The sequence below is a fragment of the uncultured Roseibium sp. genome (genome assembly GCF_947494555.1).
In the GTDB taxonomy this organism is placed as follows: Bacteria; Pseudomonadota; Alphaproteobacteria; order Rhizobiales; family Stappiaceae; genus Roseibium.
Genome location: NZ_CANLVF010000006.1, coordinates 124,692 through 149,765, shown reverse-complemented (window position 1 = coordinate 149,765; position 25,074 = coordinate 124,692). Strand labels below are relative to the sequence as shown.

The following is a 25,074-nucleotide window of genomic DNA, read 5'->3' as shown; positions in this document are numbered from 1 at the left end:
CCAACACCCCGAATGCGGAAAACCGACCTTATCAGTCTGTAGACTATACCTTGGATTGTGGCAGAAGCGCCGCAGGGAAGGGCACGCGGCGAGCTTGTTAAAAGTTATGCCCAGAAAATTTTACTTTGTTTCAAACCAGGCCATTTTCCGGTTGCCGACATGAAAATGGCCGGCCAATTGCCCTCTACGCCAAGTTCGCAAACCTACTCAGGATACCAGAGGCGCGCTTTTTCCGAGCCGCGTTCAATGATGACATGGCTGTTGGCAAAGACCCGGTAGGCGTGGCTCCAGTCGCCATCCGGCCATTTGATTCGAACATTCGCCCGTTCGGCAACGCCAAGACCGAAATGCGCAAATGTCAGTTGCCCGGACGCATGGCCGGCGCCGATCTGGATGTCCTTCACGATCGTATGGTTTCCGGTTTTCACGCTGATTTTGGCACCGATCGCTCTTGAGTTGGCGCTGCCCGGCTGGCGAATGTCGACGGCAAGCCAGTTTCCGAGAGGTTGGGGCGCAGCGGCATTTCCTTGTCCGACATTGCGAAACAAACTGACAGGAGCGGCGCGATTGACGACCACGAGATCGAGTAGCCCGTCTGAGTTGAAGTCCGCAAGCCCGGCTCCGCGGCCCCGCCGGTCAAGCCCAATCCCGGAAAGGTCACCGGCTTCCCGAAAGCCTCCGTCCCACTGTCCGATCAGCAGGTTGTCCGGATCGAAAGCAGCAAAATCAGGCATCGCCTCAACGTTGCCCTTGGCAATGAAGAGGTCCCACAGTCCGTCATTGTTGACGTCCTGAAACTCCGAGTGCCAGCCGGTGGAGGGCTTCAGGTCCTCTCCGGCATAGGGGCGGTGAGCGGTCAGTCCGAGATCGAAAGCAATATCCTGATAGACCGGAACCGTCTCGTCCGATTCCACATCAAGTTTCTGGAGTTTGGTATCGCCCATGCTCGTCAGCGCGTATTCGGGAAAGCCGTCCACGTCGAGATCAACGGAGGCAATGCCCATGCCCCAGATCTTCAGGTGCTGCCAGCCGTCGGTCTTGCGGTACGGACGCGGTGGCCGGTTCGGGGGAACGGCCCAGAGCTGCTCCTGTCCGCCCCTGTAATAGTGGCGGTCGTTGGAAACCCGCAGCGACGGCTCGCCGGAACGGTTCCAGTCCGTGAACAGAATTGAAAGGGCGCAGTATCCGGGCGAAAGACGGATGGGCTCCGGATAGGCGACCGTGCCACCTTCAGATTTCTCCGGCCGAAACAGGGAATTGTCGTGACAGGTTCCCCAGGGTGCTCCCGGCTGCGACCGGTCGACATAGTTACCGAAGGCAAGTGTCGGATACTCGCTGCCCGGCTCGTATGTGGCTGAAAAGGCCGTTGTCCAAGCGCGGCCACCGTCAAACGCCAGCGCACGGTTCGCGACTTCGAACGTGCAGTCTCCCTGGCCCTTCAGGAGCAGGTTCTCGCCAAGACGCAACAGGACAAGGTCGAGAATGTCGTCATTGTCGAAGTCGATCGGGTAAGCGCCCAGCACCTTCTCGGATTGCTTCTGCGCAAGTCCGCTCTCGACACCTGAAAATGCCAGTTCACCCCCGGTCGGGCTAACATTCTTGAACAGCTGTGACGGGTTCTTGCCACCAGCCAGGAAGAGATCCGGGCGGCGGTCGCCGTCGCAGTCGAAAATCGCGACACCGCCGCCGACAAAATACTCCCAGGCGCCGTCATAAACATGCGCGAGCCCTGCAGCCTGCGCTTCTTCGACAAAACCTGGAACCGGCGCCAGGGACATTTCCCGTTCCGATGCCGTTGCGGGCAGCACGGACGCGGCAAGAGTGCAGGCCAGCAAAGCGCTCACGGACGAAACAGTGCGCGTCATTGGGCGATCTCCAGGCTGCGCAAGAATGCGATAACGGATTGCCGTTCTTCTTCCGCAAGGCCCGAATAGGCCTTGCGGCTTTCTGTTGCCGCACCACCGTGCGCGAGGATCGCCTCGTTCAATGTCGTCAGGTCGCCGCGATGACCATAAGGCGCCGTGCTGCCGATCCCCCAGAGCTCGGCGGTAATGAAGACATCCCTGGCAACAAATCTCTGAGCAAGGAGTTCATTGCCATAGGTCTCGTTTTGCGTATCTGCGATTTCGTGGCGCTTGAGGTCGCCGTAAAGCGGCACCAGCACGCGGCCCTGCGCGTCCTTCGGCAGGGCCTGCACCCACTTCAGCGTCGCAAGATCGAGCGCCAACGGTGTGTCCAAGTCGCTCGGGCGCAGGGTTCCGGCCGTATCGAACGGGCCAGGATCGTGAAAGACGAGCGAGTCCAGCGGCAAGGATGGAATATGGCAGGAACTGCATCCGATTGTCCCGAAAACCTGTTCGCCCTCGGCGCTGGCGGTTTCCCAGACGTCGGGCAAATCCTGCATGCGTGTCGGTGCCGGCAGTGTCGCCTGCCAGGCCACCAGTGCGGAAATCTGGCCTGTCGACATCTCGTCAGCGATGCCGTCGGCGTCGAAATCTCTCGTGCCGGTCCACTTCGGGCCGAAACGTTCGCTCGGCTGAATTCCGTGGTGGGCATTCATGGCATTGACCGTGAACTGGCGGAGCGAGGCAAAGACACCTTTTTGGCTGAAGGGGCGGATGGTCAGGTCGTCGTCGACGCCGTCCAGCCCGGAAACATCGAGCGTACCGTCCGGGAAGGCTGTCAGGCTCCCGAATGTTACGCCCTTGGTTTCAAGTTCCGTCTTCTCCGGCTGTCCGCTGGTGCGCGCCTTTTTGAGAAGCGACTGTCTTGCTGTGCGCAAATCGGTCGTCATCTCGCGGGCAAGCAATTCGATCAACCCTGCTCCCTGGAGCGCATTGGTATTGCGCTCGTTTGAGAACTGCGGGTCGATCGTATCGAAATCCGCACTTTCGAAGCCTTCGGATACAAACACATTTGCGGTGAACGAACCGGCGCCCCCGACAACGGGTTCGTTGTGGCAGGACGCACACGCGTTTGCATCCGGTCCGGCAAGGCGCTGGAAAGTGAGATGCGACTTCCGGCGGACTTTTGTCGGAACAATGGCTCCAGTTGCGTCAGGCCGGCCCGCGCCGTCGAGACTTGTGAACTTGGCGGAAAACAAGTGCTCGCCGAGTGGCTGGAGAACGGGAATTGGATCCTGCCCCGACGCTGCCAGCGCTTCAATGTCGATATCCTCCTGGATCGCCCGCTCGCTCCAGGGCGGTAGATCCGGGTCGGCAGACAAGGGCGTGGGAAAGGCCAACCCGGCGCAGGTCATCAGGACGCCCAGTCGCGAAAAATCGGTCACGCAGATAACTCCTCGCTGTCCGCACGCCCGATCCGGCGGCTACGTTGTGAGGCGGCTCCGAGAAAGTCCTTGTCGAGACGTTCCATGGATTGCGCGATCAGCCCGCTGCGGATGAAGTCCTCGTTCCAGGGCATCACATCCAGGGAAAAATTGTTCCGAAGGTCCGCAACCAGCGCCTCTTCCAGGCCTTCCCACATGCTCTGTTCCATGAAGGAGAAGGCGCGTACCGCAGCGCCCGTGAGGACGATTCGCTTTGGATCGATCATGGCGATCACCCGCGCAATTCCGTAACCCAGGACACGTCCGGCTTCCTGGAATGTGTCGAGTGCGTCCGCGTCGCCGGATCCGGCACGTTCCAGCAGCTGTGCAAGGCCACTGACGCCCGCCTTTATGGTGACTGGGTCCGTGTCTTCCGGCAGATGGCTTGCGGCCCTGACAAGGGCATAGTCGGACAAATACGCTTCCAGACAGCCGCGTTTTCCGCACCGACAGAGCGCACCCCCGGGGATATGATTCGCATGCCCGAACTCCGCGGCCGTTCCGCTGGCGCCGGAAAAGAGCTGATTGTTCAGATAAAGGCCCATCCCGACACCGTAGTCGAGCATGATCACGGCAAAGGTTCCGCTGTACCGGCTGGGGTCGGACCAGTGCAGCGCTTCGGTGATCATGTTGGTATCGTTGGAGATGTAGCACTCCGCAGCAAAGGCGTCCTGGAGCGGGGCCACAATCGGGATCTTGCGCCCGGAAAAGGCTGGGCTCCAGGCCACCTGGCCTGTTTCTGTTTCGACAACACCTTGAGCCGCAACGCCGATCTCGCAGACGTGTGACGGGTCGACCCCGGCTTCCTCCAGAAAGGCTCGGATTGCGCTGGTCAAGGCGCCGGGAAAGCTGCTGGCATCTGCCTTGGCACTGTCGAACTTGGTTCGCTTGTCCCGCACGACTTCGCCCGCGAAATTGACCAGCGAAAGGTCGATATTGTTGACCGACAGCCGCGCACAAATGATGTAGACGGCACCCGGCGCAAGCTTCAGAAGCGTTCGTGGCCTGCCCCGCGCCTGGTGCGTTTTCGGTTCCTCGCTTTCCAGGCTCAGGATCAGTCCCTGATCCAGCAAATCGGAGGTTATGGCCGTAACCGTCGCAGGACTGAGCCGCGTGATTTGGCCAAGATCGATCCGCGCCATGGGACCGCTCCTGCGCAGTGCCTGGAGTACGATACTTCTGTTTTGCCGCCGGATCTGATCCCGGTCCGCCTTGCGTGTCATGCTCGCTCAGCTCTTCCCAAGGTGTTTCCTCTGTCCCGGGTTTCTCCCGGTTTTTCTCCGTTCCGATGACAATTTATAGCCTTCGTGACCAGAGTTTTGCAAAACCATGTTGACAGGAGCTGCGCTTTCCTGCAACTTTTTTTCGGGCACCAAAAAAAATAACAACAAGGCTGTCCTTTATGCGGCACCGCAACAAGGTGCCGGCGAATATAACGCATTTTCGGCGGGGCTCACTTGGTAGCCGTGCCAACTGGAGGAAACATCGCAATGCGTAAAATCACCACTTTGCTGGCGGGAGCTCTGCTGTCCGCAACTGCTATTACAGCTGCCAGTGCAGAAGACATTGTTGTTGGCGTCAGCTGGTCAAACTTCCAGGAAGAGCGCTGGAAGACAGATGAAGCAGCCATCAAGGGCGCACTGGACGCTGCCGGCGCGAAATACATTTCCGCTGATGCACAAAGCTCGTCCGCGAAGCAGCTTTCCGACGTTGAGGCGCTGATTGCGCAGGGCGCAACTGCGCTGATCATCCTGGCGCAGGACGCACAGGCAATCGGCCCGGCTGTCCAGGCTGCCGCAGACGAAGGCATTCCGGTTGTCGGATACGACCGCCTGATCGACGATCCGCGTGCGTTCTACCTGACGTTCGACAACGTCGAAGTCGGCCGCATGCAGGCGGCAGCGGTTCTCGCTGCTCAGCCAAAGGGCAACTACGTCATGATTAAAGGCTCTCCGACCGACCCGAACGCGGACTTCCTCCGCGGTGGTCAGCAGGAAGTCATTCAGGGCGCGCTCGACTCCGGCGATATCAAGATCGTCGGCGAAGCCTATACCGACGGCTGGCTGCCTGCGAACGCACAGCGCAACATGGAACAGATCCTGACGGCGAACGACAACAAGGTTGATGCTGTTGTCGCGTCGAACGACGGCACCGCGGGCGGCGTCGTTGCTGCACTCACCGCACAGGGCATGGACGGCATTCCGGTTTCCGGACAGGACGGCGATCATGCTGCCTTGAACCGCGTTGCCAAGGGCACCCAGACCGTGTCGGTCTGGAAGGACGCACGTGAACTCGGCAAGGCTGCCGGCGAAATCGCCGTCGCACTTGCAGGTGGTTCCGAGATGTCTGATGTCGACGGCTCCGCAAGCTGGACGTCACCGGGCGGTACGGAACTGACTGCCAAGTTCTTGGCTCCGCTTCCGATCACCAAGGACAATCTGAGCGCCGTGGTCGATGCCGGCTGGATCTCCAAGGACGATCTTTGCCAGGGTGTTTCCGGCGGTCCGGCTCCCTGTAACTAATCGGCTTGCCGAAAACACGGCCCCGGTCGTAAGATCGGGGCCGTATATAACGGGCGCATAAGCGGCGCCCCGGGCAGACCACCCGATGCAAAAGCGTAATGGTCTCCAAGCAGGAGTTACCTCGATGTCCGAAACCGCTCTGCCCGGCTCAGACCGCCCGGCGGCTCGAAACATGTTTGCCGCGTTACAGCTCGACACACGTCTCTTGGGTATGATCGGGGCATTTGTTGTCCTATGCCTGGTGTTCAACGTATTCACCGATGGACGGTTTCTGACGCCGCGCAACATCTTCAATCTCACGATCCAGACGGTTTCGGTCGCCATAATGGCAACGGGAATGGTTTTCGTCATCGTGACCCGTCACATTGACCTGTCTGTCGGTTCGCTGCTGGCGACAGTTGCGGCTGTGATGGCGGTCGTTCAGACGGACATTCTCGCGCACCCCGAAGTTCTGGGCCTCGGCCATCCTGCAATCTGGGTCCTGGCATTGATTGCGGGTGTCATCGTCGGTGTCCTGATCGGTGCTTTTCAGGGCTGGATGATCGGTTATCTCGGCATTCCGGCTTTCATCGTGACGCTCGGCGGTTTGCTGGTCTGGAGAAACGTGGCCTGGTTCATCACGTCCGGCCAGACCATCGGACCGCTGAACGAGACTTTCACCATGCTTGGTGGCATTGGCGGAACCATGGGCGAAAGCGCCTCCTGGATCTTCGGCCTGCTTGCTGTCGGACTGGTTCTATGGCTCCAGGTTGCCTCGCGCCGCCGGCGCGCGTCCCACGGCTTTCCGGTGAAGCCGGTCTGGGCCGAGCTGACACTGGGCGCTATCACCACATTCGCAATCCTCGGCTTTGTCGCCGTTTTGAACGCCTACCATATCCCCGCCGCCCGTCTGAAACGGATGTTTGAGGCGGCTGGCGAGACCATGCCGGAAGGCTTGCAGGTTGGATATGGCATTCCGTATTCGGTGGTGCTTCTCATTCTCGTAGCTGTCGCCATGACCGTTACCGCGCGGCGCACGCGTCTCGGTCGCTACATATTCGCAACTGGTGGCAATCCGGACGCTGCCGAACTTTCAGGCATCAACACCCGTTTTCTCACAGTGAAAATCTTCGCGATCATGGGTGGATTGTGTGCCCTTGCCGCAGCGGTCGCCTCGGCGCGTCTCGGATTTTCGACCAACGATATCGGGACACTGGACGAGTTACGGGTTATCGCGGCTGCCGTGATCGGCGGGACCGCTCTTTCAGGCGGTGTGGGTACGATCTATGGCGCAATTCTCGGCGCGTTGATCATGCAGTCGCTCCAGTCCGGCATGGCTATGGTCGGTGTGGATGCACCGCTTCAGAACATCGTTGTCGGCGTCGTGCTGGTTCTGGCTGTCCTGGTCGACATCATCTATCGCAAGCGCACGGGAGAGTAAGACATGTCAGCACCTCTCGTAGAATTGAAAGACATGTGCATCTCCTTCGGCGGGGTGCACGCAGTCGACCACGTTACGGTGGATCTCTATCCGGGTGAAGTTGTTGGATTGCTTGGCCACAATGGTGCCGGCAAGTCGACGCTGATCAAGATTCTTTCCGGTGCCTACAAGGCTGACAGCGGACAGATCCTGATCAATGGGGACGAGGCGCATATTCACTCGCCTCGCGATGCTCGCTCCTACAACATCGAGACGATTTACCAGACGCTCGCTCTGGCGGACAATCTCGATGCGGCATCAAACCTGTTTCTCGGGCGCGAACTGACAACCGCCTTCGGCTTCGTCGACGACGACGCCATGGAGGCGGAAACCCGCAAGATCATGGGCAAGCTCAACCCGAACTTCAAAAAGTTCCATGCGCCGGTCAAGGCCTTGTCGGGTGGTCAGCGCCAGTCGGTCGCCATCGCGCGCGCGGTTTATTTCAACGCCAAGATCCTGATCATGGACGAGCCGACCGCCGCACTCGGGGTTCACGAAACCCAGATGGTGGCGGAACTGATCCAGGAACTGAAGAAACAGGGCCTCGGTATCTTCCTGATCAGCCACGACATCCATGACGTTTTTCAGCTGTGCGACCGCCTGGCGGTTATGAAAAACGGCCAGCTGGTCGGCACGGCTAAGACGACCGACGTTACGGATGATGACGTGCTGGGCATGATCATTCTCGGCAAGTGTCCTCCCGGCGCCACACCCGGCCCGGGCGCGCTTGTGGAAGACGAAGCCGTCGGCTAAACCGGTTGAGCCTGCGGGCGTCCGGCAATTCGGAGCCGGCCCGCAGGCCCAATTTGGCCGCCGCGGAATTTGGCGGCTCATGACGCATAGGCGAATTTCCCGCCGGATCCCGTCCTCGGGGCTCGGCCTTCTTTTTGATGCAGTCTGAGGAACGCACCTCATGTATATCGGTCTCGACATCGGAACGAGTTCTGTCAAAGCCATTCTGCTCGGCGAAGATCAGTCCCTGATCGCATCGGCAACGTCGGACCTCACCGTCGAGCGTCCGCATCCCGGCTGGTCGGAGCAGGATCCCGACAGCTGGTGGCGCGCCTGCGAGATTGTGCTGGATGCCTTGAAGACGAAGGCGCCGGCGGAACTCGCCGCGGTGAAAGGGATCGGACTATCCGGGCATATGCACGGCGCGACGCTGCTCGACAGCAGCGGACAACCTTTGCGCCCCTGCATCTTGTGGAACGATGGCCGCTCGGGAAAACAGTGCGAAGAGCTGACAAAGGCGGAGCCGAAGTTCCATAGCCTTGGCGGTAACCTGGTGATGCCGGGCTTCACGGCTCCGAAACTTCAATGGGTGCGCGAGAACGAGCCGGAGATTTTTTCAAAAACGGCAATGGTGCTTCTGCCCAAGGACTACGTGCGTTTCAAGCTGACCGGCGAATATGCCGGCGACATGTCCGACAGCGCGGGCACGCTCTGGCTGGATGTGGCACGAAGAGACTGGAGCGAGGAGCTCCTCGCGGCAACCGGATTGACGCGTGCTCAAATGCCCCGGCTCGTTGAGGGATCGGAAGCGTCGGGAACGCTCACGCCGGACCTTTGTTCACGCTGGGGCTTTTCGGCCCCGCCCGTGGTCGCCGGTGGCGGCGGTGACAATGCCGCATCGGCGTGCGGCGTCGGTGCGGTCGATCCGGGGTCGGCCTTCGTGTCGCTCGGAACCTCCGGCGTTCTCTTCGTCACAAACGATCGTTTCTCGCCCAATGTGGACGGCGCCGTGCATGCGTTCTGTCATGCGGTGCCTGAAACCTGGCATCAGATGGGTGTGATCCTGTCGGCTACCGACAGCCTTAACTGGCTCGCCGGGATCCTGAAAAAAACACCAGGAGAATTGACGCAAGCGCTGGGGCGGGTCTCAGGACCCTCGGCGGTTTCCTTCCTTCCCTATCTAGGCGGCGAGCGCACGCCTCATAATGATGTTGCCATCCGCGCCGGTTTTGCAGGCATTTCGCACGAAACGGATGACAACGCCTTGACCCACGCCGTAGTCGACGGCGTTGCCTTCGCGCTGAAAGACTGCCTGGAAGCATTGAGCGTTGCCGGAACGAAGATCGACCGCGTCCTTGCCGTCGGGGGTGGATCGCGGTCCGAGGCCTGGCTCGAAATCATCGCCAGCTTGCTGAACGTTACCGTGGACGTCCCGGTCGACGGAGATTTCGGCGCTTCGCTGGGAGCCGCGAGGCTGGGTCAGGCCGCCGCGCTCGGATCGACCGATGGCGTTTTTGGAAAACCGGCTCTGAAAACCAGCATTGAACCGGTTCCGTCTCTTACCGAACACTATGCCGAGGCCTATGGCCGCTGGCGCAAACTGTATCCGGCATTCAAACAGGCCGGCTTCTGAGGAGCAAAACATGAGCACTGGGTTTTTTGGCGATCTGCAGCCGATTGAATATTCCGGACCTGACAGCCGCGATCCGCTGACCTATCGCCATTACAACAAGGACGAAGTCGTTCTGGGCAAGCGGATGGAGGATCACCTTCGGCTTGCCGTTTGCTACTGGCACAGCTTCTGCTGGCCGGGTGGAGACCCGTTTGGCGGCGAAACCTTCCTGCGGCCCTGGATGGCGGCCGGTGGCGACCCAATGGAGCAGGCGAAGCTCAAGGCGGACGTGGCCTTCGAGATGTTCCAGATCCTCGGAATGCCGTTCTTTACCTTCCATGACCGTGACATCGCACCGGAAGGCAGCACACTGGCCGAGAGCAATGCCAATGTGAACGCGATCGCCGACATCTTCGAGAAAAAGATGGCCGATACCGGCATCGGGCTTCTGTGGGGAACGGCCAACATGTTCTCCAACCGCCGCTTCATGTCGGGTGCCGCGACCAATCCGGACCCGGATGTCTTTGCCTATGCGGCTGCCCAGGTCAAAAACGCGATGGATGTCACCTATCGCCTGAAGGGTTCCAACTACGTGCTCTGGGGTGGCCGGGAGGGCTACGAAACGCTTCTGAACACCAACGCCAAGCAGGAGCTCGACCAGCTTGGCCGGTTCCTCAACATGGTGGTTGAGTACAAGCACAAGATCGGCTTTACCGGGACGATTCTGATCGAGCCTAAGCCCCAGGAACCAAGCAAGCACCAGTACGACTACGACGTGGCGACCGTCTACGGCTTCCTGCAGGCCTATGGCCTTGAAAACGAAGTCAAGATGAACATTGAACAGGGTCATGCGATCCTGGCCGGCCATTCCTTTGAACACGAACTTCATATGGCCCGCTCTTTCGGCATTCTCGGGTCCGTGGACATGAACCGGAATGACTACCAGTGCGGCTGGGACACCGACCATTTCGGCATGAACGTGCCTGAACTGGCGCTCGCATACTACGAGATCCTGATGGATGGCGGCTTCGCAACAGGCGGCACCAACTTCGACGCCAAGCTGCGCCGCCAGTCGCTGGACCCGGTTGATCTGATCCAGGGCCATGTCGGGTCGGCGGATGCGATCGCGCGTGGTCTGAAAGCTGCGGCGGCCATGATTGAGGACGGGCGGCTGAAAGGCTTTGTCGATGACCGCTATGCAGATTGGCAAAAGCCTGAAAACGCAGAAATCCTCAAGGGCGGGTCTTCACTCGAAGCCCTCGCCGATCGCGTTCACGCCGCAGACCTGGAGCCGCAGCCGAAGTCGGGTCGGCAGGAATACCTGGAGAGCCTTGCGAACCTGTTTGTCTAACGACACGTGTGTCGCCCGGTTTGCCGCGAAAACGGGGAACCGGGACGACACTGTGAGCATTTGAAAGCAACACCGCATTGGTCATGCCTTGGCTCGACCCACTGCTGTCCGGTTTAGAAGTCACTTTCCAACATATGCCGTTGAGTAGGCGGCATAATTCCGTTCGTTTCCAAGTCGGGATACCGGATTATCTCCTGGAATTGTCGTCCCGGTTTGCCGCGAAAGCGGCAAGACCGGGAACCAGTACCGTTTGTGGCCGGAGTTAAAATAGAAAGAAAAGCTGGTGGCTACTGGGTTCCGGCCCTCCGCTGCGCTTTAGCCGGAATGACAAGATCATTGGCTGGTGATCACCTCACTAGACCTATTTCGGGTTAAACCGGACAGCAGTGGGCCGGACCATTGCATCCAAGCTGTTGTGTCTCCAACGCGCCTGCATTGGCGGCACCGGATCGGAATGGATTGCAGGATCAAGTCCTGCAATGACCTCGTGAAATGGATGCCGGGCCCGCCATTCTCGCAGCGGGTGGCTTTTGCTTTGCGCGTTGCCGTCGGCACCTGTCCGAACAGAACCGAACCTCTTCCCAGACCCGCTCCCACTTTTTCCGCCACGCGAAAGGACGGCCGCATGCAGCGCAGATCTTTTGCGGCAAATCGCCTTTTCTGCGCATTTTCATAAGGTTTCGCCAAAAAGATCGGCCTGGTCCGGCGAAGTTTTCCTGCGCCCCTGCCCCCGGGAACGCTCCTGGCCCCGCATGGGAATGCCGCTCTTGCGGCTGCCATGCCTGCTTTGAATATCGGCCGCTCTTCCTCTGAACGCCTGGCCTTTGCGCACGCCCCAGACCTTTTCCCGTGCGTCGCGTGCCGCGCTAACGTGATCGACAATCGGGAACGGATAGATCTTTCCAAGGACGCTGCCTGCATTTTCTGCTTTCCAGGGCTCATGTATGTGGGCCGTGTCGATCTGTTGGAGTTCCGGCACCCACCGCCGGACGAAGTCCCCGTCCGGATCCTGATCCAGTCCCTGTTTGACAGGATTATAGATCCGAATCGTGTTGATCCCGGTGGTGCCGGACTGCATCTGCACCTGCGGCCAGTGAATGCCGGGCTCATAGTCTGTGAAAAGGCGCGCGAGATGTTCACCGGGCGCACGCCAGTCGAGCCACAAATGATAACTGGAGACAGCGATCAGCATGGCGCGCATGCGAAAATTCATCCAGCCGGTCGCAGCAAGGCATCGCATGCAGGCATCCACAAATGGAAGGCCCGTTTCGCCTGCTTGCCAGGCTGCCAACCGTGACCGATCGGATTCCCTGGGACGAAGCCCGTCATAGGCACGATGAAGGTTTTCAAACTCCAAACGCGGTTCATCCTCAAGCTTCTGCATGAAATGGCAGTGCCAGTGCAGCCGTCCTGAAAAAGAGCGCATTGCGCCCTGCCAGGTACTGCGGCCCTTGAAATCACTTTGCTTCAGGTCTTTCTGCCGCGCCCAGGTGGCTTGTGCGACTTCTCGCAGGGAAAGCGTTCCAAAGGTGAGATGCGGAGACAGTCTTGAGCAGGCCGTAAAAGCGCGAACCGGGGTTGCCATCGCCGCTCGATAGGGCTTGCCGCGGTCGAAGAGGAAACTCTGCAGGGTTTCAAGGCCCGCCGCGCGTCCTCCGCTTTGCCGCTGAGGGCAGGGATCTGCAGCAAGTCCGATTGAGCTGGCGTCCGGCAGATTTCCGGGTTCGAGCCCATGAACTGGCTTCAGCCGGGCCGGGTCGACCGGTCGTTCGGCCATGAAGCTGTCCCACTTCGCCGCCCAGCCATCCCGGTTTTTCAAGCGCCGCAAGACGCCGGTCTGGCGGCACTCTGTCCAGGGAATGCCTTCCAATCTGCACCAGTCAGCAACTTTCTTGTCACGCCCATAGGTCCAGTTGTTGCCGGTTTCTTCGTGAGACCAGAGACCTGCAATCACAACGTCCTTTGAAAGATGCTCGAGCACATCAACGATTTCGCCGGTCCGAATGAGCAGCGGTTGCCCCTGCGCTGCCAATTCCTGCTGCAGATCAGCAAGGCATTCTTTTAAAAACAGATAGTGACGCTCCGACGAGTCGGGCTGCCGCCAGAAATCCGGCTCAACCACGTAGAGCGGCAAGACAGGTCCGCGCAGGCTGGCACGCTTCAAAGGCGCATGATCTTGAATGCGCAGGTCTTTCTTGAACCAGACAACTTGTACGGTAGGAGACACGGATGCGGCACGCTCACTTGTCGGTGGTAATGGGACAGTCTACGCATCGCAAAGCAAATGGATCGCCTATGGCGCTCTGCGATCAAAGACCTTCCGGGAACCGCTTTCCGTCGGGATCGGAAATATCGTGCAAGCGGTTGGCCGCGTGACGCGCGAACCGGTGGGTCACGGACTTTCGCGTCGCGGCTGCAAGTTTGTGTTCCGGCGCTTCGCGCAGAATCTCGGCGCCGAAGCCGTCTGAAACGATGAGACCTGCCTCTTCGGGGAAGATATCCAGCGGGACGTCCGCGTGTGTTGCAAAGAAAAGCCGGTCGCAATGTTGCCTGTACTCGGGCCATTTCGTATCGGCGCGAAAATCTGCAATCGAGGATTTGACTTCGACGATCCAGAGCTCGTGTTTAGGACCGAGCGCAAGCAGATCGGCCCGGCGCGATGAAGCAAGCGTAACTTCGGCGAGACACGCAAAGTCAAGCTGCCGCATGAGCCGAGCAGTTCCCCGCCAGACCTTCAAAGCGGTCTCCGACTGCCGTCCGTCGACCAGCGGATCATCCAGCCGAATCCGTCCCTTTGTCTGCTGCGGGTTTTCCATCATGCTTATTTTGTTCCATTTTTGTTCGCTTTTTGCAAGAGCTCCGATTATCCTGGTTGTCGCTTGGGAAAAATTGCCGGTTTCTAGATTTGTGCAGCGCGGCTATGGTGAAGGCCAAGAAACCAGGAGGGGTTATGCGTTTCGATTTTCTTTGGCGGGCAATTGTGGTGACCGCAATCGTCGTCTTGCCGGTCAATCCCGCTAATGCCGCCAAGGGTGACCTGAAAGTACAGGTGCCGAAATCCGCACCGCTATTAAAGGGACGGGCACTGGATTTGCGTTTTGCCGATTTTGCACAAGGCATCTGGGTGCGGGATTTGAACGACTGCCCGGCTTCGCGTATCGACCAGAGCGAACCGGGAAGCACGCTCGCGATCTATCGCGGACTTTGGGAAATGCCGGACCGAATCTGCCAAGTATACGGCGCTGAACTTGGGCGGCTGGACACGCAGCGTGCGGCCATCAATTGCCTGTTGAACAATGGCGCGGAATCGATCGAACTCGTCACGGTTCAGCCGCGCGGTAATCGCGGTCTGTTGGTTCAGGAGGGCGAGCGGCCCCCGGTCCATTTTCGCTTCTGTGAAATGATTACACCGGTTCTGAAGGCGGAAGACGGGCAATAGCTTTTCCACGGCTTGGTCTTAAATCACCGGTCCGGCCCAGGCGGGTGTTCTTGTGGGATCGTTTTTTCCAGCTCCGTCCGCGATATGAGATGTCAGCGGATCGAGCGTTGAAAGCGCGTCGTACTGGCTCAGGAACACCTGACCTGAAAGTTCCTGCAGGAAATCTGAGCGTTTCAGCCGGTCCATGACCGGCCCTTTGACTTCGGAAAGGTGGAACAGAACGCCTGCTTCCGAAAGCCGGTGATTGATGGTTTCCAGGCTTTCAAGGGCGCTTGCGTCTATTGCGTTGACCGCCGGGCACATGAGCACGATGTGTTTGAGATCAGGCCTTTCCGCCGCCAGCTGGTAGATCCTGTCCTCCAGAAATCTGGCATTGGCAAAGAACAGGCTCTCATCGACCCTGAGCGTCAGGACGCTGTTGCCCGTCACCACCTTGTGCCGGTCGACATTGCGGAAATGTTCCGTGCCAGGAACAACGCCGACGATTGCCATATGGGGCCTGCTGCTGCGGTAAAGATGAAGCGCCAGCGATAGGGCGACGCCGGTGACGACACCGGTCTCAACGCCGACGAGAAGTGTTACAAGAATTGTGACGGCCATCGCCGAAAAGTCAGCTTTTGAATAGATGAATGTGCGCTTGATCGCGGCAAGATCGACGAGTGACAGGACCGCGACAATAATGGTTGCGGCTAGTGTCGCCTGAGGAAGATTGGAGAGAAGAGGGGTCAGGAAAAGTGCCGCAAGTGCAATGCCGACAGCGGTAAAGGCCCCGGCGGCCGGTGTTGCGGCTCCCGCATCGAAATTGACGACCGAGCGCGCAAATCCTCCGGTAACAGGATAACCGCCTGAGACTGCGGAGGCGATGTTTGAAGCGCCCAGTCCTATAAGTTCCTGATCCGGGTCGATCCGTTGGCGCTTTTTCGCCGCAAGTGTCTGCGCGATTGAAACAGACTCCACGAAGCCTATGACCGAAATCAGCAATGCAGGACCCGCCAGAGCCAGCCAGAGTTCGCTGTCAAAGGTAGGCAGTTGCGGAATTGGCAGGCCCTGCGGAATGTCACCAACAAGGCGCACGCCTCTGTCCGCCAGGTCAAAGAGGGTTGCAGCGAGAGTCGTGACAGCGACAGCGGCGACTGGCCCGGCTTTCGCGAGAATGTCGGCAAGAAACGCTCCTGTTCCAAGTCGCAGCAAAAGCTTCTTGAGACCCTTTCGTGCCCAGAACAGAAAAGCCGTGGCGCCTGCCCCGATTGCAAAGGTGAGCCAGTTGATTTCATGCGCATGCTGCAAGATCGACTGCAGGATCTCAACAAGCGTGTGGCCATTGGCCGGTATGCCGAGGATGTGCTTCAGCTGACTGGCGGCAATCAGCAATCCGGACGCGGTGATGAAACCTGAAATCACCGGATGACTGAGCAGGTTGGCAAGAAATCCGAGACGCAAGAAGCCCATGACCAGCAGGGTGATACCGGACAGAAACGCCAGAACGATTGCAGCCCCCAGATATTCCGGTGTGCCCTGCGCGGCGAGTTCGCCGACAGCGGATGCCGTCATCAGTGAGACAACCGCGACCGGTCCGACGGCAAGGGCACGGCTCGTGCCGAAGATGGTGTAGGCGACCAGCGGGAGTATGGACGCATAGAGGCCGACTTCGGCGGGCAAACCTGCGAGCAGCGCATAGGCAAGCGATTGCGGTATCAGCATGATGGTCACGATGACCGCCGCAACGAGATCACCCGTCGCTGTCGCCCTGTCATACTCGCGGCCCCAGTCAAGAATGGGCAGATAGCGACGGATCAATCTCATACACACGTTCTCTTGCGTTTTACGCCGCAGACACTTTTTCCGGCTTCGCCATCCACTCTTTGCCGCGCAACATCGCACGCCAGTAGACCGGTGGCAGGACCCGTTCCTTTAAAAGCCATGCCGTCCGCGTTGGTCTGGTCCCGTCCACCAGCCAACGCGGAAAGCTCGGCAACAGCGTGCCGCCGTAGCCGAATTCAGCCAGGACGATCTTGCCGCGCTCGACTGTGAGCGGGCAGGATCCATATCCGTCATACTGGGCTGTGGCACTGTGGCCCTTGATATCCGAAATCAGATTTTCGGCAACGACGGGAGCCTGTTTGCGGGCCGCCGCCGCCGTCTTTGCGTTGGGAGCGTTCATGACGTCGCCAAGGGCCCAAATGTTTTCGTGTGTCTTGTGGCGGAGTGTCGTCTGGTCGACATCGACCCAGCCGCCCGCGTCGGCAAGCGGCGATACGCGGATGAAATCCGGCGCGCACTGCGGCGGGGTCACGTGGATCATGTCGAATTCGATATTGACCTGACGCGGCTCCTTGTCCGCTTCGCGCACCTCGAATGTCGCGCGCTTTGCAGGTCCGTCGATCGAAACCAGATTGTGAAAGAAATTCAAGGCAATGCCGTAGCGTTTCACATAGCCCATAAGGGCGGGAACGTAGTCCTTCACGCCGAACAGGACACCACCCGCATTCATGAACTGGATATCGATATTGCCGAGCTTTGCCGTTTTTCGCCAATGATCGGCTGACAGGTACATGGCCTTTTGAGGCGCACCGGCACATTTGATCGGCATCGGTGGCTGCGTGAAGACCGCGCGGCCTGTTTGTGTTTCCCGAACCAGTTGCCAGGTGTAGGGCGCAAGGTCATAGCGGTAATTCGACGTCACGCCGTTTTTGCCAAGCGTGTCGACAAGCCCTTCGACGCCATGCCAGTCAAGTTTCAGACCTGGACACACGACAAGACGGCCATATTTCACGACCCTGCATCCATCCAGAACAACGGCGTCGTCCTTCGGTTCAAAGGCTGCAACGGCTGACTTGATCCAGTGAACACCCTTGGGGATGAGCGAACCCATCGTCTTGGCGGTATGGGCGGCGTCGAAAACACCGCCCCCAACCATCGTCCAGCCGGGCTGGTAGTAGTGGACGTCGGCAGGATCGATGATTGCGATCTCTAGATCTGGCTTGCGGGAGAGGAGACTGGACGCAACGGATATGCCGGCGGCACCGCCTCCGACGATGACAACATCGAAACGTGCGTCTTCAGCTGTCTCAGTCGGCGTTCGGCCGCCGTTGACGATGCGACGGACGACCCCTGCCATGTCGTATCCGGCAGTCTTTGTTCGCGCCAGAATATCGGCAACGGAAAGCGACCCGGCCTGTGAAAGCGACCAGAGCGTTGCCGATCGCGTTCCTGTCCGGCAATAGGCAAACACGGGTTTTGGCAATCTTTTCAGAAGATCGCCGAACTCAGCCGCATCTTCGTCCCGAACCTTCCCGGCAACGATGGGCAGATAGTGCGTTTCGATGCCGAATTTGCCGGCAGCAGTTTCTATCTCTTCGAAAGTAGGCTGGTCCGCGCCTTCACCATCCGGCCGGTTGCAGATAATGGACCGGAAGCCCGACTGCGCTATGTCTGCGAGATCTTCCGGTTTTATCTGAGGCGAAACGGAAAGTTGCTCATCGATTTTGTGTGTTGGCATTGTGTCCTCCCTGGTTTTGCGAAAATCTCTAAATCCCGTTCACCGGGACCTTCAGGAAGGTTTTTCCGCTGTCATCGGCCGGTGGCAGCTTGCCGGCGCGCATGTTTACCTGAAGTGACGGGATGATCAGCTTCGGCATGGCCAGCTGCGCATCGCGTTCCGTACGGAACTTGACGAAATCCTCCTTCGACTTGCCCCCGCCGACATGGATGTTGTGCTCTTTCTCGTCCCCGACCGTGGTCTCCCACTGGATGTCGCGCCCGTTCGGGCCGTAGTCGTGGCACATGTAAAGCCGCATGTCGTCCGGCAGCGCCAGGACCTTCTGGATCGAATCGTAAAGCATGGCTGCATCGCCACCCGGAAAGTCCGCCCGCGCAGAGCCCCCGTCCGGCATGAACAGCGTATCGCCCGCAAAGGCGGCGTTGCCCATCACATGCACCATGCAGGCCGGCGTGTGGCCCGGGGTCGACATGGCAAAGGCCGTCATCCCGCCGATCGTGTAGGTATCGCCGTCCTGGAACAGGCGGTCGAACTGGCTGCCGTCGCGCTGGAACTCCGTGCCTTCGTTGAACACCTTGCCGAAGGTTTCCTGCACCACGGTGATCTTGTCACCGATGCCCAGCTTGCCGCCGAGCTTTTGCTGGATGTAGGGCGCACCGGACAGGTGGTCAGCATGGACATGGGTCTCGATCAGCCATTCCAGGTCCAGACCATTGTCCTGGATATAGGCGATGATCTCGTCCGCATGGTCATAGGTGATCCGCCCGGCGGCATAGTCGATATCCATGACGCTGTCGACGACGGCGCAGGCCTTCGATGCCGGGTCCTTGACCACATAGCTGATGGTATTCGTCGCCGGATCGAAGAAAGCCTTCACCTCGGGGACAACCGTCATGTCGACCGGGTAGTTCGAGCGCAACATCATATTCCTCCATGGGTGAGCCGGTTGCTGAAGTTGGTCAGGCACCGGCCGGTTGTTTTTTGAGGGCTATCCGGGACGTCCACCTGGCCGCCAGCATGCCTGCCACGATGGAAACTGCCGTCAGCGCGGGTTCAGCCATTCCAAGGCCGAGCACGGGCACGAGGCCGCCCGGGCAAAATCCGGCCATGCCCCAGCCGATGCCGAAAACCGCGGAACCGCCAATGAGCTTCAAATCCAGGTCGCGCCTCGCCGGCAGCAAAAAAGATCCTTCAAGGACAGGTTCGGGTTTTGTGAGGACCACACGATAGCCGATTGCCGTGACGAGCAGTGCGCCACCCATTACGAAGGCAAGGCTGGGATCCCATGTTCCTGCAAGATCAAAGAAGTTGAGAACTTTTGCCGGATTTCCCATTCCGGACACCAGGATGCCGGTGCCGAAGATCAGGCCGATGACAAAGGCGGAGAGAATGCGTGCCAAATCAGCCTCCCAGTGTGTGCCGGATAACAAAAACGGTGATCACTGCGGTGACCATGAACGTGAGTGTTGCTGCGATCGAGCGTTTTGAAAGGCGTGACATGCCGCAGACACCGTGACCGCTTGTGCAGCCGGACCCTAGGGTCACGCCTATGCCTATGAGAAATCCGCCGACGGCAAGAAGTGGTGCCGCTACGGGTATCTGAATGTCCGGCAGCCGTCCGGTCGCGACCAGCAGGATCAAGGGACTAAGGATCATTCCGGCAAGGAATGCGGCGCGCCAGGCCCAGTCCTTGTTCAACTGCAGGGTCAAGAGGCCGTTCACGATACCGCTGATCCCGGCAATGCGTCCGTGCATCATCATCAGGGCGACTGCTGCCAATCCGATCAGCATGCCGCCAGTCAGGCTTTGAAGGGGTGTGAAATCGGTCATCATGAGCCTCATGTTTATATTATTTTCGAATATATGAATATTATGAAAAAGTCGCAACCCACAACCCGCTTTCACGGCCTGCTACATTTTGTCTGCGTCTGGATTGTTGCCTTTGAGAATAGGGCTCGCTGACACGCGTCAGGGGCCTGGATCGAGAACCCCGGTCATTGACCTTGCGCGCCGGCTGCAGATTTGTCTGCCGGATCAGCTCTTTCTTTGCCGAAGCTTAGAACCACTCCGATTCCATCGGGGCGTGTTTTCTGCTGGGCACCCGGGATAAGCAAAGCCGGGTTCTCTGAAGCGGGTGGCGTGTAGCGATCCGTTCTTGGGCCGGAAAACTCGCCCATGGGGCGCAGAATATCTTCGTGGACCACACTGCCGAGATAGAGCGGTTGCAGGACGCCGCCCTCCAGAATCTGGTACCTGCTTGGCCACAGGCGCAGAACCCAGCGGCCGCCGCGTTCTTCGTCCGGATCCTTGTGTATCAGGACGAGGTCCGGCTGCCTGCCGTTCTGGCTGCGCGGCAGGATTGGAAGGGAATCGGGTGGTGTCTCGCCTTCAACGAAGCCGCCGGCTGTCGTCAGGGACCACTTCGGCGGACGCAGCCATCCGTCTTTTTCTGCGGTTGTTGCGAAGCTCGAAAGTGAACCGGCAAACTGGATCACGAGGGGTTCTTCCTGGTCGCCGTTCAGCTCGATCCTTCTGGCGGGAAGAGATTGCCACTCGCTTTCACGCCAGCCCGACGCGGTCAGAACCTCCGTATCGCTTCTCGGCTGATATGTCAGAAGCGCATGGTCGAAGCTTGCATGGATGTGCCATCCACCGAAGACCACCAATGTTGCAAAGACGAGTCCGGCAAGTGTCGACCGTCCGATCTTCTCGTTATGGATCGGTCCGAAAACGAAGGCGAAGGCTGAGACCATCGCGGTTCCGAAAAGCAGCCCGGCGAGGACGTCAGACATCCAGTGAGCGCCCAGATAGACCCTGGAAAACCCGATCGTGATCACCAGCGTCGCAATCACGGTAAAGACTGTGGCCTTCAGCCACCGGTTCAGGTCATGCGCGATCAGGACAGCACAAATACCGAACAGGACGGCGGTCAATGTCGCGTGGCCGCTTGGAAAGCTGTAGGCATCCGCTCCCGCATAGAGTTCGATCGGACGTGAGCGGTGCAGGAGCAATTTGAACAGGGGCACGAACATGGCCGTCCCCGCCATGGCAATGATGAACCCGATGCCCCGGCGCCAGGCTTTCCGCACGAAAAGATAGACCGCAACCGCGAGCGTAACAGCCGTTACCACGACCCCGTCGCCGAGTGTCGTAAAGAACACCATGATCTTGTCGCCGACAGGTGTGCGCAGACTGTCGAAGAAGTTCAGGATCGACAGATCGGCGCGCACCATCGGTTCGCCGGGGGCAACCTGCCCGACAACCCAGAAGAAGGCGGGCATGGTGATCAGAAGCAATAGTGCCGAGGCAAGCATGCCTGCCGATCGCGGGTGCTTGGGATCGAAATTGCGCGCGATCCATTGCGACACCCGGTCCGGATGTTTGGCAACCCATGAAATGATCGCGGCGTGAGCATTTGGAAAAAGCGGCAGAATGATCAGGATGAGCCACCGTCCCAGCATCACGATGAGGAAAATGATGAGCAAAAGTGCGCCGAGAACAAAGGCAAGCCGGCCGCTGATCTGACCGATGGCGCTGAGGGCGGAGCCTGCGATGATACCAGGGCCCATATGGGCGATCGTCCAGGCAAAGGCCGACGTGACATTGACGATGGAAAAACGCGTGAAGTTCATGCCTGCCATACCGGCGATTCCAGGCACGACGGACTTTACGCCCGGAACGAACCGGCCGAAGAACACGCTCTTCCCGCCATGGCGCTGGAAGAATTTCTCGCCGCTTTCAATCATGTGGCTGTACTTGTTGAGCGGCCACATGCTTTTGATCTTGTCTTTGAACCGATAGCCGATCCAGTAGGAAATCGCATCTCCTGCCGTCGCGCCAAGCGTTGTCCAGATGAAGAGCGGAACCGGGTCCAGCTTGCCCAGCCCGACAAGTGTTCCCGCGCCGACCAGAACGACGGTCGTGGGGACGAACAGGCCGATAATGAAAAGTGCTTCGCCCATGGCGGCCAGAAAGCAAATAAGGCCGGCCAGCCCCGGGTTTTCGGCAATAAAGGTCAGTACGTGGTCAAGAAGTTCGGTCACGGATGTCCGTCAGTCTGACTGTAATGCAACATTTCAAAAGGCTCGGGTACGGCCAAACGTATCGATTGAGCCAGGTCCGGGAGTAAAATCCGGCCCGGTTGATTCGATTAGCGTTTCATATAAGCGCTGAACCCTGCAACCAATAGCGAAAAATCGTTTCGGCGCAGGATTGATATCAACGATAGAATTTTGACGCCGGCTGCGACAAGATGCACTCAGCACGCCTTTTCAGGAGCCGTTGATGTTTGAATCCGCCCGTTTGCCGCAAAAAATGACAAAAAAGATCTTCAAGAAGATGGAGCCCGAGCTGCGGGAATCCCTGCTTACGGCACAGCTGCCGGTCATTGAGCACAAACCCTATTCCACACTGATCCTTGTCGACGGACTGGATGGAGCCGGCAAGGGCGAAGCTGTGGCACGTCTTTACGGATGGATGGACGCGCGTCATCTGGTCTGCAACGCCTATGGCGAACCGACGGACGAAGCCCGGCTGCGCCCGCCTCTGTGGCGCTATTGGCGCGATCTGCCTGCCAAGGGGGAAACGGCGATTGTATTCGGTAGCTGGTACCAGTCCGTCTTGCGGGACTGGATCTATAAGAAAATCGACGAGGACGCGTTTGAAAAAGCGCTTGTCCGGATCCGCAAGTTTGAGGAAATGCTCTCCAACGAGGACGTGCTGATACTCAAGTTCTGGTTCCTTCTGCCCAAAGATGTGCAGGAGGAACGGCTGAAAAAAATCGAGAAGAAAAACGCAGCCCGCCATGTCCTGGCCGACTGGGCCGCCCTCAAACACCACAAGAGGGCGAGTGAAGCGGGCGAAAAAATAGTTCTGGAAACAAGCAAGGGATATGCCCCCTGGTTCGTTATCCCCTCGCAGGATCCTGAATACCGCGATGCCGCTCTCGCGCAGACAGTGGCAAGGTCGATGAGCTTGAAACTGGAAGATAGCGAACCTCAATCCGTCGCCGCACCGCCTGTGGTAGGTGGATTGGAACGGGAGACGGCCGTCGACACCATCGATCTGACCGAGAAGCTGGAAAAGGAAGAATACGAAAAACTCCGGCGCAAATATCAGGATACGCTCTCGGAGCTTTCCGATCGCAAATCAATGTCAAAGACCGGCGTTGTTCTCGTGTTTCAGGGAAATGACGCGGCCGGCAAGGGCGGCGCGATCCGGCGGGTCATCCGCCCGCTCGATCCGCGGATCTACAAGGTGCATCCGATCTCGGCACCGACAGACGAGGAAAAGGCGCGCCCCTATCTCTGGCGGTTCTGGCGCCGGGTTCCGCGCAAGGGGCATTTCGCGATTTTTGACCGGTCCTGGTATGAGCGTGTCCTCGTCGAACGCGTCGAGGGTTTCGCGGGACATAATGACTGGCTGCGGGCGTATAACGAAATCAATGAATTCGAACAGGAGTTGACCGATTTCGGATATATTGTCTGCAAATTCTGGCTGGCCATTTCTGAGGAAGAGCAGCTCCGCCGCTTCAAGGCCCGGGAAGACACAGCCTACAAGCAGCACAAGATCACAGATGAAGATTGGCGCAACCGGCTGAAATGGGACCAGTATGCCATTGCCGCGGGGGACATGGTCGACAGAACGTCGACGCACTATGCCCCCTGGACGCTGGTTTCATCGGAAAACAAAAGGCACGCACGCATCCAGGTGCTGAAAACGATTTGCGGTCGTCTGGAAGAAAAGCTCTAGTACCTCAGACGCTTAAGGGTCGTGGTGTATTTTCTGCAAAGAATGCTGATGCCAAGCTGCGGCCAAAACCAGGGACTTCCGGCAACGCCGTTACAGCGTCTCGGCGAGATAGTCGATAGCCGCCCGAACGCCGCCTTTGCCGTGGGGAATGGACAGTTTATCGAAGCCGAGCTCAATCGCGCCAAGTGTTCCAAGCAGCATAACCGCGTTTACGTGCCCCATATGCGCAATGCGGATGCCTTTTCCGGAAATATCGCCGATCGTACCGCCGATCGTTACACCGCAGACGGTCTTGGTAAATTCGCGAAGGTCCGATGCATGTGTGCTTTCCAGACGCACTACAGTTACGCTGTTTGATCGTGCATGAGGCTCGCTGATATTAAAATCGACAGCGCCTCCTTGCGACCATTTTGATACGGCGCGGCGGGTGGCCTCGCCGAGAAGTGCGTGGCGGTGCCAGGCCTGTTCCAGCCCTTCTTCAAACAAAAGCTCCAGCGCTCTCTGGAAGGCATAAAGCAGATGCTCCGGCGGCGTGCCGCAGTATTTCTGGTAATGCTCGGGACCCTGCCGGAAGGTCCAGTCTGTGTAATTGGTTCTTAAGGTCGCGGTTTCGTGTGCTTTGTCCGCTTTGGGGCTTGCCGCAACAAAGGAAAGACCGGGGGGACACATGAGGCCCTTCTGTGATCCGGTGAGGGCGACATCGACACCCCATGCATCCATTTCAAAGGGCATGCACCCAAGTGATGCGATCGTATCGACCATGAAGAGTGCGGGATGCCCGGCTGCGTCGATGGCTTTCCGCAAGGCGAGAATGTCATTCCAGACCCCGGAAGCCGTATCGACCTGAACCACAAGAACGGCTGCAATATCGTGTGCGGTGTCCTGGCGCAAGCGTTCTTCCAGGCGTGCCGGGTCGACGCTCTTGTCCCAGGAACCTTCGAGAATCTCCGCTTCTATCCCGGCAATCTCGGCAGCTTCCCCCCAACCGAGCGCGAAACGGCCGGACTCCAGAACGAGGACTTTGTCGCCCCGCTTCAAGGTGTTGCATAGGGCCGCATCCCAGGCGCCATGGCCGTTGGCGGTGTAGATGTAGGTTTTGCCCTCTGTCCGGAACAGCCGCTTGAGGCTCGTCAGGCAAAAATCCGTCGTCTCAAGCAGTGGGCCTTCATAGATGTCAACCGCCGGGCGATGCATCGCTCTAAGAACCTCGTCGGGCACGTTGGTCGGTCCTGGAATCATCAGGAATTCTTTGCCGTGGCGAAGTGACATCCGGTTTCCTTTTGCGGTCGGTTATCAGACTGGACCGGGCGATCAAGTGCGCCCGCAGGTTGGAAGCAATACACAGAAAATTGCCTGCATTGGTGTGCGCGTCAAGGGAACG

At 58.8% G+C, this 25,074-nt stretch carries 20 protein-coding genes; 7 read left to right on the top strand and 13 right to left on the bottom strand.

What is annotated here, in order from left to right:
• Positions 1–203: 203 nt before the first annotated feature.
• From Q0915_RS25665 to Q0915_RS25655, 3 genes are read right to left on the bottom strand one after another with little or no spacing between them, the layout of a single operon-like run.
• On the bottom strand, positions 204–1,865 hold the full coding sequence (locus Q0915_RS25665) for a CRTAC1 family protein (RefSeq protein ID WP_299483581.1): 1,662 nt from the start codon (positions 1,863–1,865) through the stop codon (positions 204–206).
• Complete coding sequence (locus Q0915_RS25660) at positions 1,862–3,289, bottom strand: di-heme oxidoredictase family protein (protein WP_299483580.1); 1,428 nt, start codon at positions 3,287–3,289, stop codon at positions 1,862–1,864. Before Q0915_RS25660 ends, Q0915_RS25665 begins: the two co-directional genes overlap by 4 nt.
• Positions 3,286–4,551: an ROK family transcriptional regulator gene (locus Q0915_RS25655; RefSeq protein WP_299483579.1), complete on the bottom strand. Its 1,266-nt coding sequence runs from the start codon at positions 4,549–4,551 to the stop codon at positions 3,286–3,288. The genes Q0915_RS25660 and Q0915_RS25655 overlap by 4 nt, the downstream gene beginning before the upstream one ends.
• Positions 4,552–4,818: 267 nt before the next feature.
• Between Q0915_RS25655 and xylF the strand changes: the two genes are divergently transcribed.
• The 5 genes from xylF to xylA all read left to right on the top strand — a co-directional run bounded on the left by xylF (position 4,819) and on the right by xylA (position 11,004).
• Positions 4,819–5,850 (top strand): D-xylose ABC transporter substrate-binding protein, encoded by a 1,032-nt coding sequence (gene xylF, locus Q0915_RS25650; RefSeq protein ID WP_299483578.1) that lies wholly within the window; start codon positions 4,819–4,821, stop codon positions 5,848–5,850.
• 124 nt (positions 5,851–5,974) lie between these two features.
• Positions 5,975–7,270 (top strand): sugar ABC transporter permease, encoded by a 1,296-nt coding sequence (locus Q0915_RS25645; RefSeq protein ID WP_299483577.1) that lies wholly within the window; start codon positions 5,975–5,977, stop codon positions 7,268–7,270.
• Between the two features lie 3 nt (positions 7,271–7,273).
• Positions 7,274–8,062, top strand: a complete 789-nt coding sequence (locus tag Q0915_RS25640) for an ATP-binding cassette domain-containing protein (protein ID WP_299483576.1) — start codon at positions 7,274–7,276, stop codon at positions 8,060–8,062.
• Between the two features lie 160 nt (positions 8,063–8,222).
• Complete coding sequence (gene xylB / locus Q0915_RS25635) at positions 8,223–9,674, top strand: xylulokinase (protein WP_299483575.1); 1,452 nt, start codon at positions 8,223–8,225, stop codon at positions 9,672–9,674.
• A 10-nt stretch (positions 9,675–9,684) separates the two neighbouring features.
• Positions 9,685–11,004 (top strand): xylose isomerase, encoded by a 1,320-nt coding sequence (gene xylA, locus Q0915_RS25630; RefSeq protein ID WP_299483574.1) that lies wholly within the window; start codon positions 9,685–9,687, stop codon positions 11,002–11,004.
• A 467-nt stretch (positions 11,005–11,471) separates the two neighbouring features.
• Here xylA and Q0915_RS25625 read toward each other — a convergent pair whose 3' ends face one another.
• The 3 genes from Q0915_RS25625 to Q0915_RS25615 all read right to left on the bottom strand — a co-directional run bounded on the left by Q0915_RS25625 (position 11,472) and on the right by Q0915_RS25615 (position 13,820).
• Complete coding sequence (locus Q0915_RS25625) at positions 11,472–11,672, bottom strand: DUF2256 domain-containing protein (protein ID WP_299483842.1); 201 nt, start codon at positions 11,670–11,672, stop codon at positions 11,472–11,474.
• 2 nt (positions 11,673–11,674) lie between these two features.
• On the bottom strand, positions 11,675–13,231 hold the full coding sequence (locus Q0915_RS25620) for a deoxyribodipyrimidine photo-lyase (protein ID WP_299483573.1): 1,557 nt from the start codon (positions 13,229–13,231) through the stop codon (positions 11,675–11,677).
• 82 nt (positions 13,232–13,313) lie between these two features.
• Positions 13,314–13,820, bottom strand: a complete 507-nt coding sequence (locus Q0915_RS25615; RefSeq protein ID WP_299483841.1) for an MmcB family DNA repair protein — start codon at positions 13,818–13,820, stop codon at positions 13,314–13,316.
• 134 nt (positions 13,821–13,954) lie between these two features.
• On the opposite strand from Q0915_RS25615, the gene Q0915_RS25610 reads away from it, so the two are divergent.
• Positions 13,955–14,443: a hypothetical protein gene (locus Q0915_RS25610; RefSeq protein ID WP_299483572.1), complete on the top strand. Its 489-nt coding sequence runs from the start codon at positions 13,955–13,957 to the stop codon at positions 14,441–14,443.
• An 18-nt stretch (positions 14,444–14,461) separates the two neighbouring features.
• Here the strand turns inward: Q0915_RS25610 and sulP are convergent, their stop codons facing one another.
• From sulP to Q0915_RS25580, 6 genes are all read right to left on the bottom strand, one after another.
• A complete protein-coding gene (gene sulP, locus Q0915_RS25605; RefSeq protein WP_299483571.1) occupies positions 14,462–16,246 on the bottom strand; it encodes a sulfate permease in 1,785 nt (594 codons plus the stop codon).
• Positions 16,247–16,265: 19 nt separating this feature from the next.
• Positions 16,266–17,942: a bifunctional protein tyrosine phosphatase family protein/NAD(P)/FAD-dependent oxidoreductase gene (locus tag Q0915_RS25600; protein WP_299483570.1), complete on the bottom strand. Its 1,677-nt coding sequence runs from the start codon at positions 17,940–17,942 to the stop codon at positions 16,266–16,268.
• 28 nt (positions 17,943–17,970) lie between these two features.
• A complete protein-coding gene (locus Q0915_RS25595) occupies positions 17,971–18,864 on the bottom strand; it encodes an MBL fold metallo-hydrolase (protein ID WP_299483569.1) in 894 nt (297 codons plus the stop codon).
• 37 nt (positions 18,865–18,901) lie between these two features.
• Complete coding sequence (locus tag Q0915_RS25590) at positions 18,902–19,342, bottom strand: DUF6691 family protein (RefSeq protein ID WP_299483568.1); 441 nt, start codon at positions 19,340–19,342, stop codon at positions 18,902–18,904.
• Position 19,343: 1 nt separating this feature from the next.
• Positions 19,344–19,772 (bottom strand): YeeE/YedE family protein, encoded by a 429-nt coding sequence (locus tag Q0915_RS25585; RefSeq protein WP_299483567.1) that lies wholly within the window; start codon positions 19,770–19,772, stop codon positions 19,344–19,346.
• Positions 19,773–19,936: 164 nt separating this feature from the next.
• Positions 19,937–21,985 carry a bifunctional DedA family/phosphatase PAP2 family protein gene (locus Q0915_RS25580; protein ID WP_299483566.1) on the bottom strand — a complete coding sequence of 683 codons (2,049 nt, stop codon included), beginning with the start codon at positions 21,983–21,985 and terminating at the stop codon, positions 19,937–19,939.
• Positions 21,986–22,226: 241 nt separating this feature from the next.
• On the opposite strand from Q0915_RS25580, the gene pap reads away from it, so the two are divergent.
• Positions 22,227–23,693: a polyphosphate:AMP phosphotransferase gene (gene pap, locus Q0915_RS25575; protein WP_299483565.1), complete on the top strand. Its 1,467-nt coding sequence runs from the start codon at positions 22,227–22,229 to the stop codon at positions 23,691–23,693.
• A 90-nt stretch (positions 23,694–23,783) separates the two neighbouring features.
• Here pap and Q0915_RS25570 read toward each other — a convergent pair whose 3' ends face one another.
• Entirely contained in the window at positions 23,784–24,962 is a 1,179-nt protein-coding gene (locus Q0915_RS25570) for an aminotransferase class V-fold PLP-dependent enzyme (RefSeq protein WP_299483564.1), read from the bottom strand.
• Between the last annotated feature and the right edge of the window lie 112 nt (positions 24,963–25,074).

What these genes read in the sequence shown, in the direction of transcription:
- Q0915_RS25585 (WP_299483567.1), bottom strand. Translation starts at nt 19,772, where the DNA reads ATGACCGATTTCACACCCCTTCAAAGCCTGACTGGCGGCATGCTGATC.
- Q0915_RS25640 (WP_299483576.1), top strand. Translation starts at nt 7,274, where the DNA reads ATGTCAGCACCTCTCGTAGAATTGAAAGACATGTGCATCTCCTTCGGC.
- Q0915_RS25665 (WP_299483581.1), bottom strand. Translation starts at nt 1,865, where the DNA reads ATGACGCGCACTGTTTCGTCCGTGAGCGCTTTGCTGGCCTGCACTCTT.
- Q0915_RS25610 (WP_299483572.1), top strand. Translation starts at nt 13,955, where the DNA reads ATGCGTTTCGATTTTCTTTGGCGGGCAATTGTGGTGACCGCAATCGTC.
- sulP (WP_299483571.1), bottom strand. Translation starts at nt 16,246, where the DNA reads ATGAGATTGATCCGTCGCTATCTGCCCATTCTTGACTGGGGCCGCGAG.
- pap (WP_299483565.1), top strand. Translation starts at nt 22,227, where the DNA reads ATGTTTGAATCCGCCCGTTTGCCGCAAAAAATGACAAAAAAGATCTTC.
- xylB (WP_299483575.1), top strand. Translation starts at nt 8,223, where the DNA reads ATGTATATCGGTCTCGACATCGGAACGAGTTCTGTCAAAGCCATTCTG.
- Q0915_RS25595 (WP_299483569.1), bottom strand. Translation starts at nt 18,864, where the DNA reads ATGTTGCGCTCGAACTACCCGGTCGACATGACGGTTGTCCCCGAGGTG.
- Q0915_RS25615 (WP_299483841.1), bottom strand. Translation starts at nt 13,820, where the DNA reads ATGGAAAACCCGCAGCAGACAAAGGGACGGATTCGGCTGGATGATCCG.
- Q0915_RS25655 (WP_299483579.1), bottom strand. Translation starts at nt 4,551, where the DNA reads ATGACACGCAAGGCGGACCGGGATCAGATCCGGCGGCAAAACAGAAGT.
- xylA (WP_299483574.1), top strand. Translation starts at nt 9,685, where the DNA reads ATGAGCACTGGGTTTTTTGGCGATCTGCAGCCGATTGAATATTCCGGA.
- Q0915_RS25570 (WP_299483564.1), bottom strand. Translation starts at nt 24,962, where the DNA reads ATGTCACTTCGCCACGGCAAAGAATTCCTGATGATTCCAGGACCGACC.
- Q0915_RS25625 (WP_299483842.1), bottom strand. Translation starts at nt 11,672, where the DNA reads ATGCGCAGAAAAGGCGATTTGCCGCAAAAGATCTGCGCTGCATGCGGC.
- Q0915_RS25600 (WP_299483570.1), bottom strand. Translation starts at nt 17,942, where the DNA reads ATGCCAACACACAAAATCGATGAGCAACTTTCCGTTTCGCCTCAGATA.
- Q0915_RS25645 (WP_299483577.1), top strand. Translation starts at nt 5,975, where the DNA reads ATGTCCGAAACCGCTCTGCCCGGCTCAGACCGCCCGGCGGCTCGAAAC.
- xylF (WP_299483578.1), top strand. Translation starts at nt 4,819, where the DNA reads ATGCGTAAAATCACCACTTTGCTGGCGGGAGCTCTGCTGTCCGCAACT.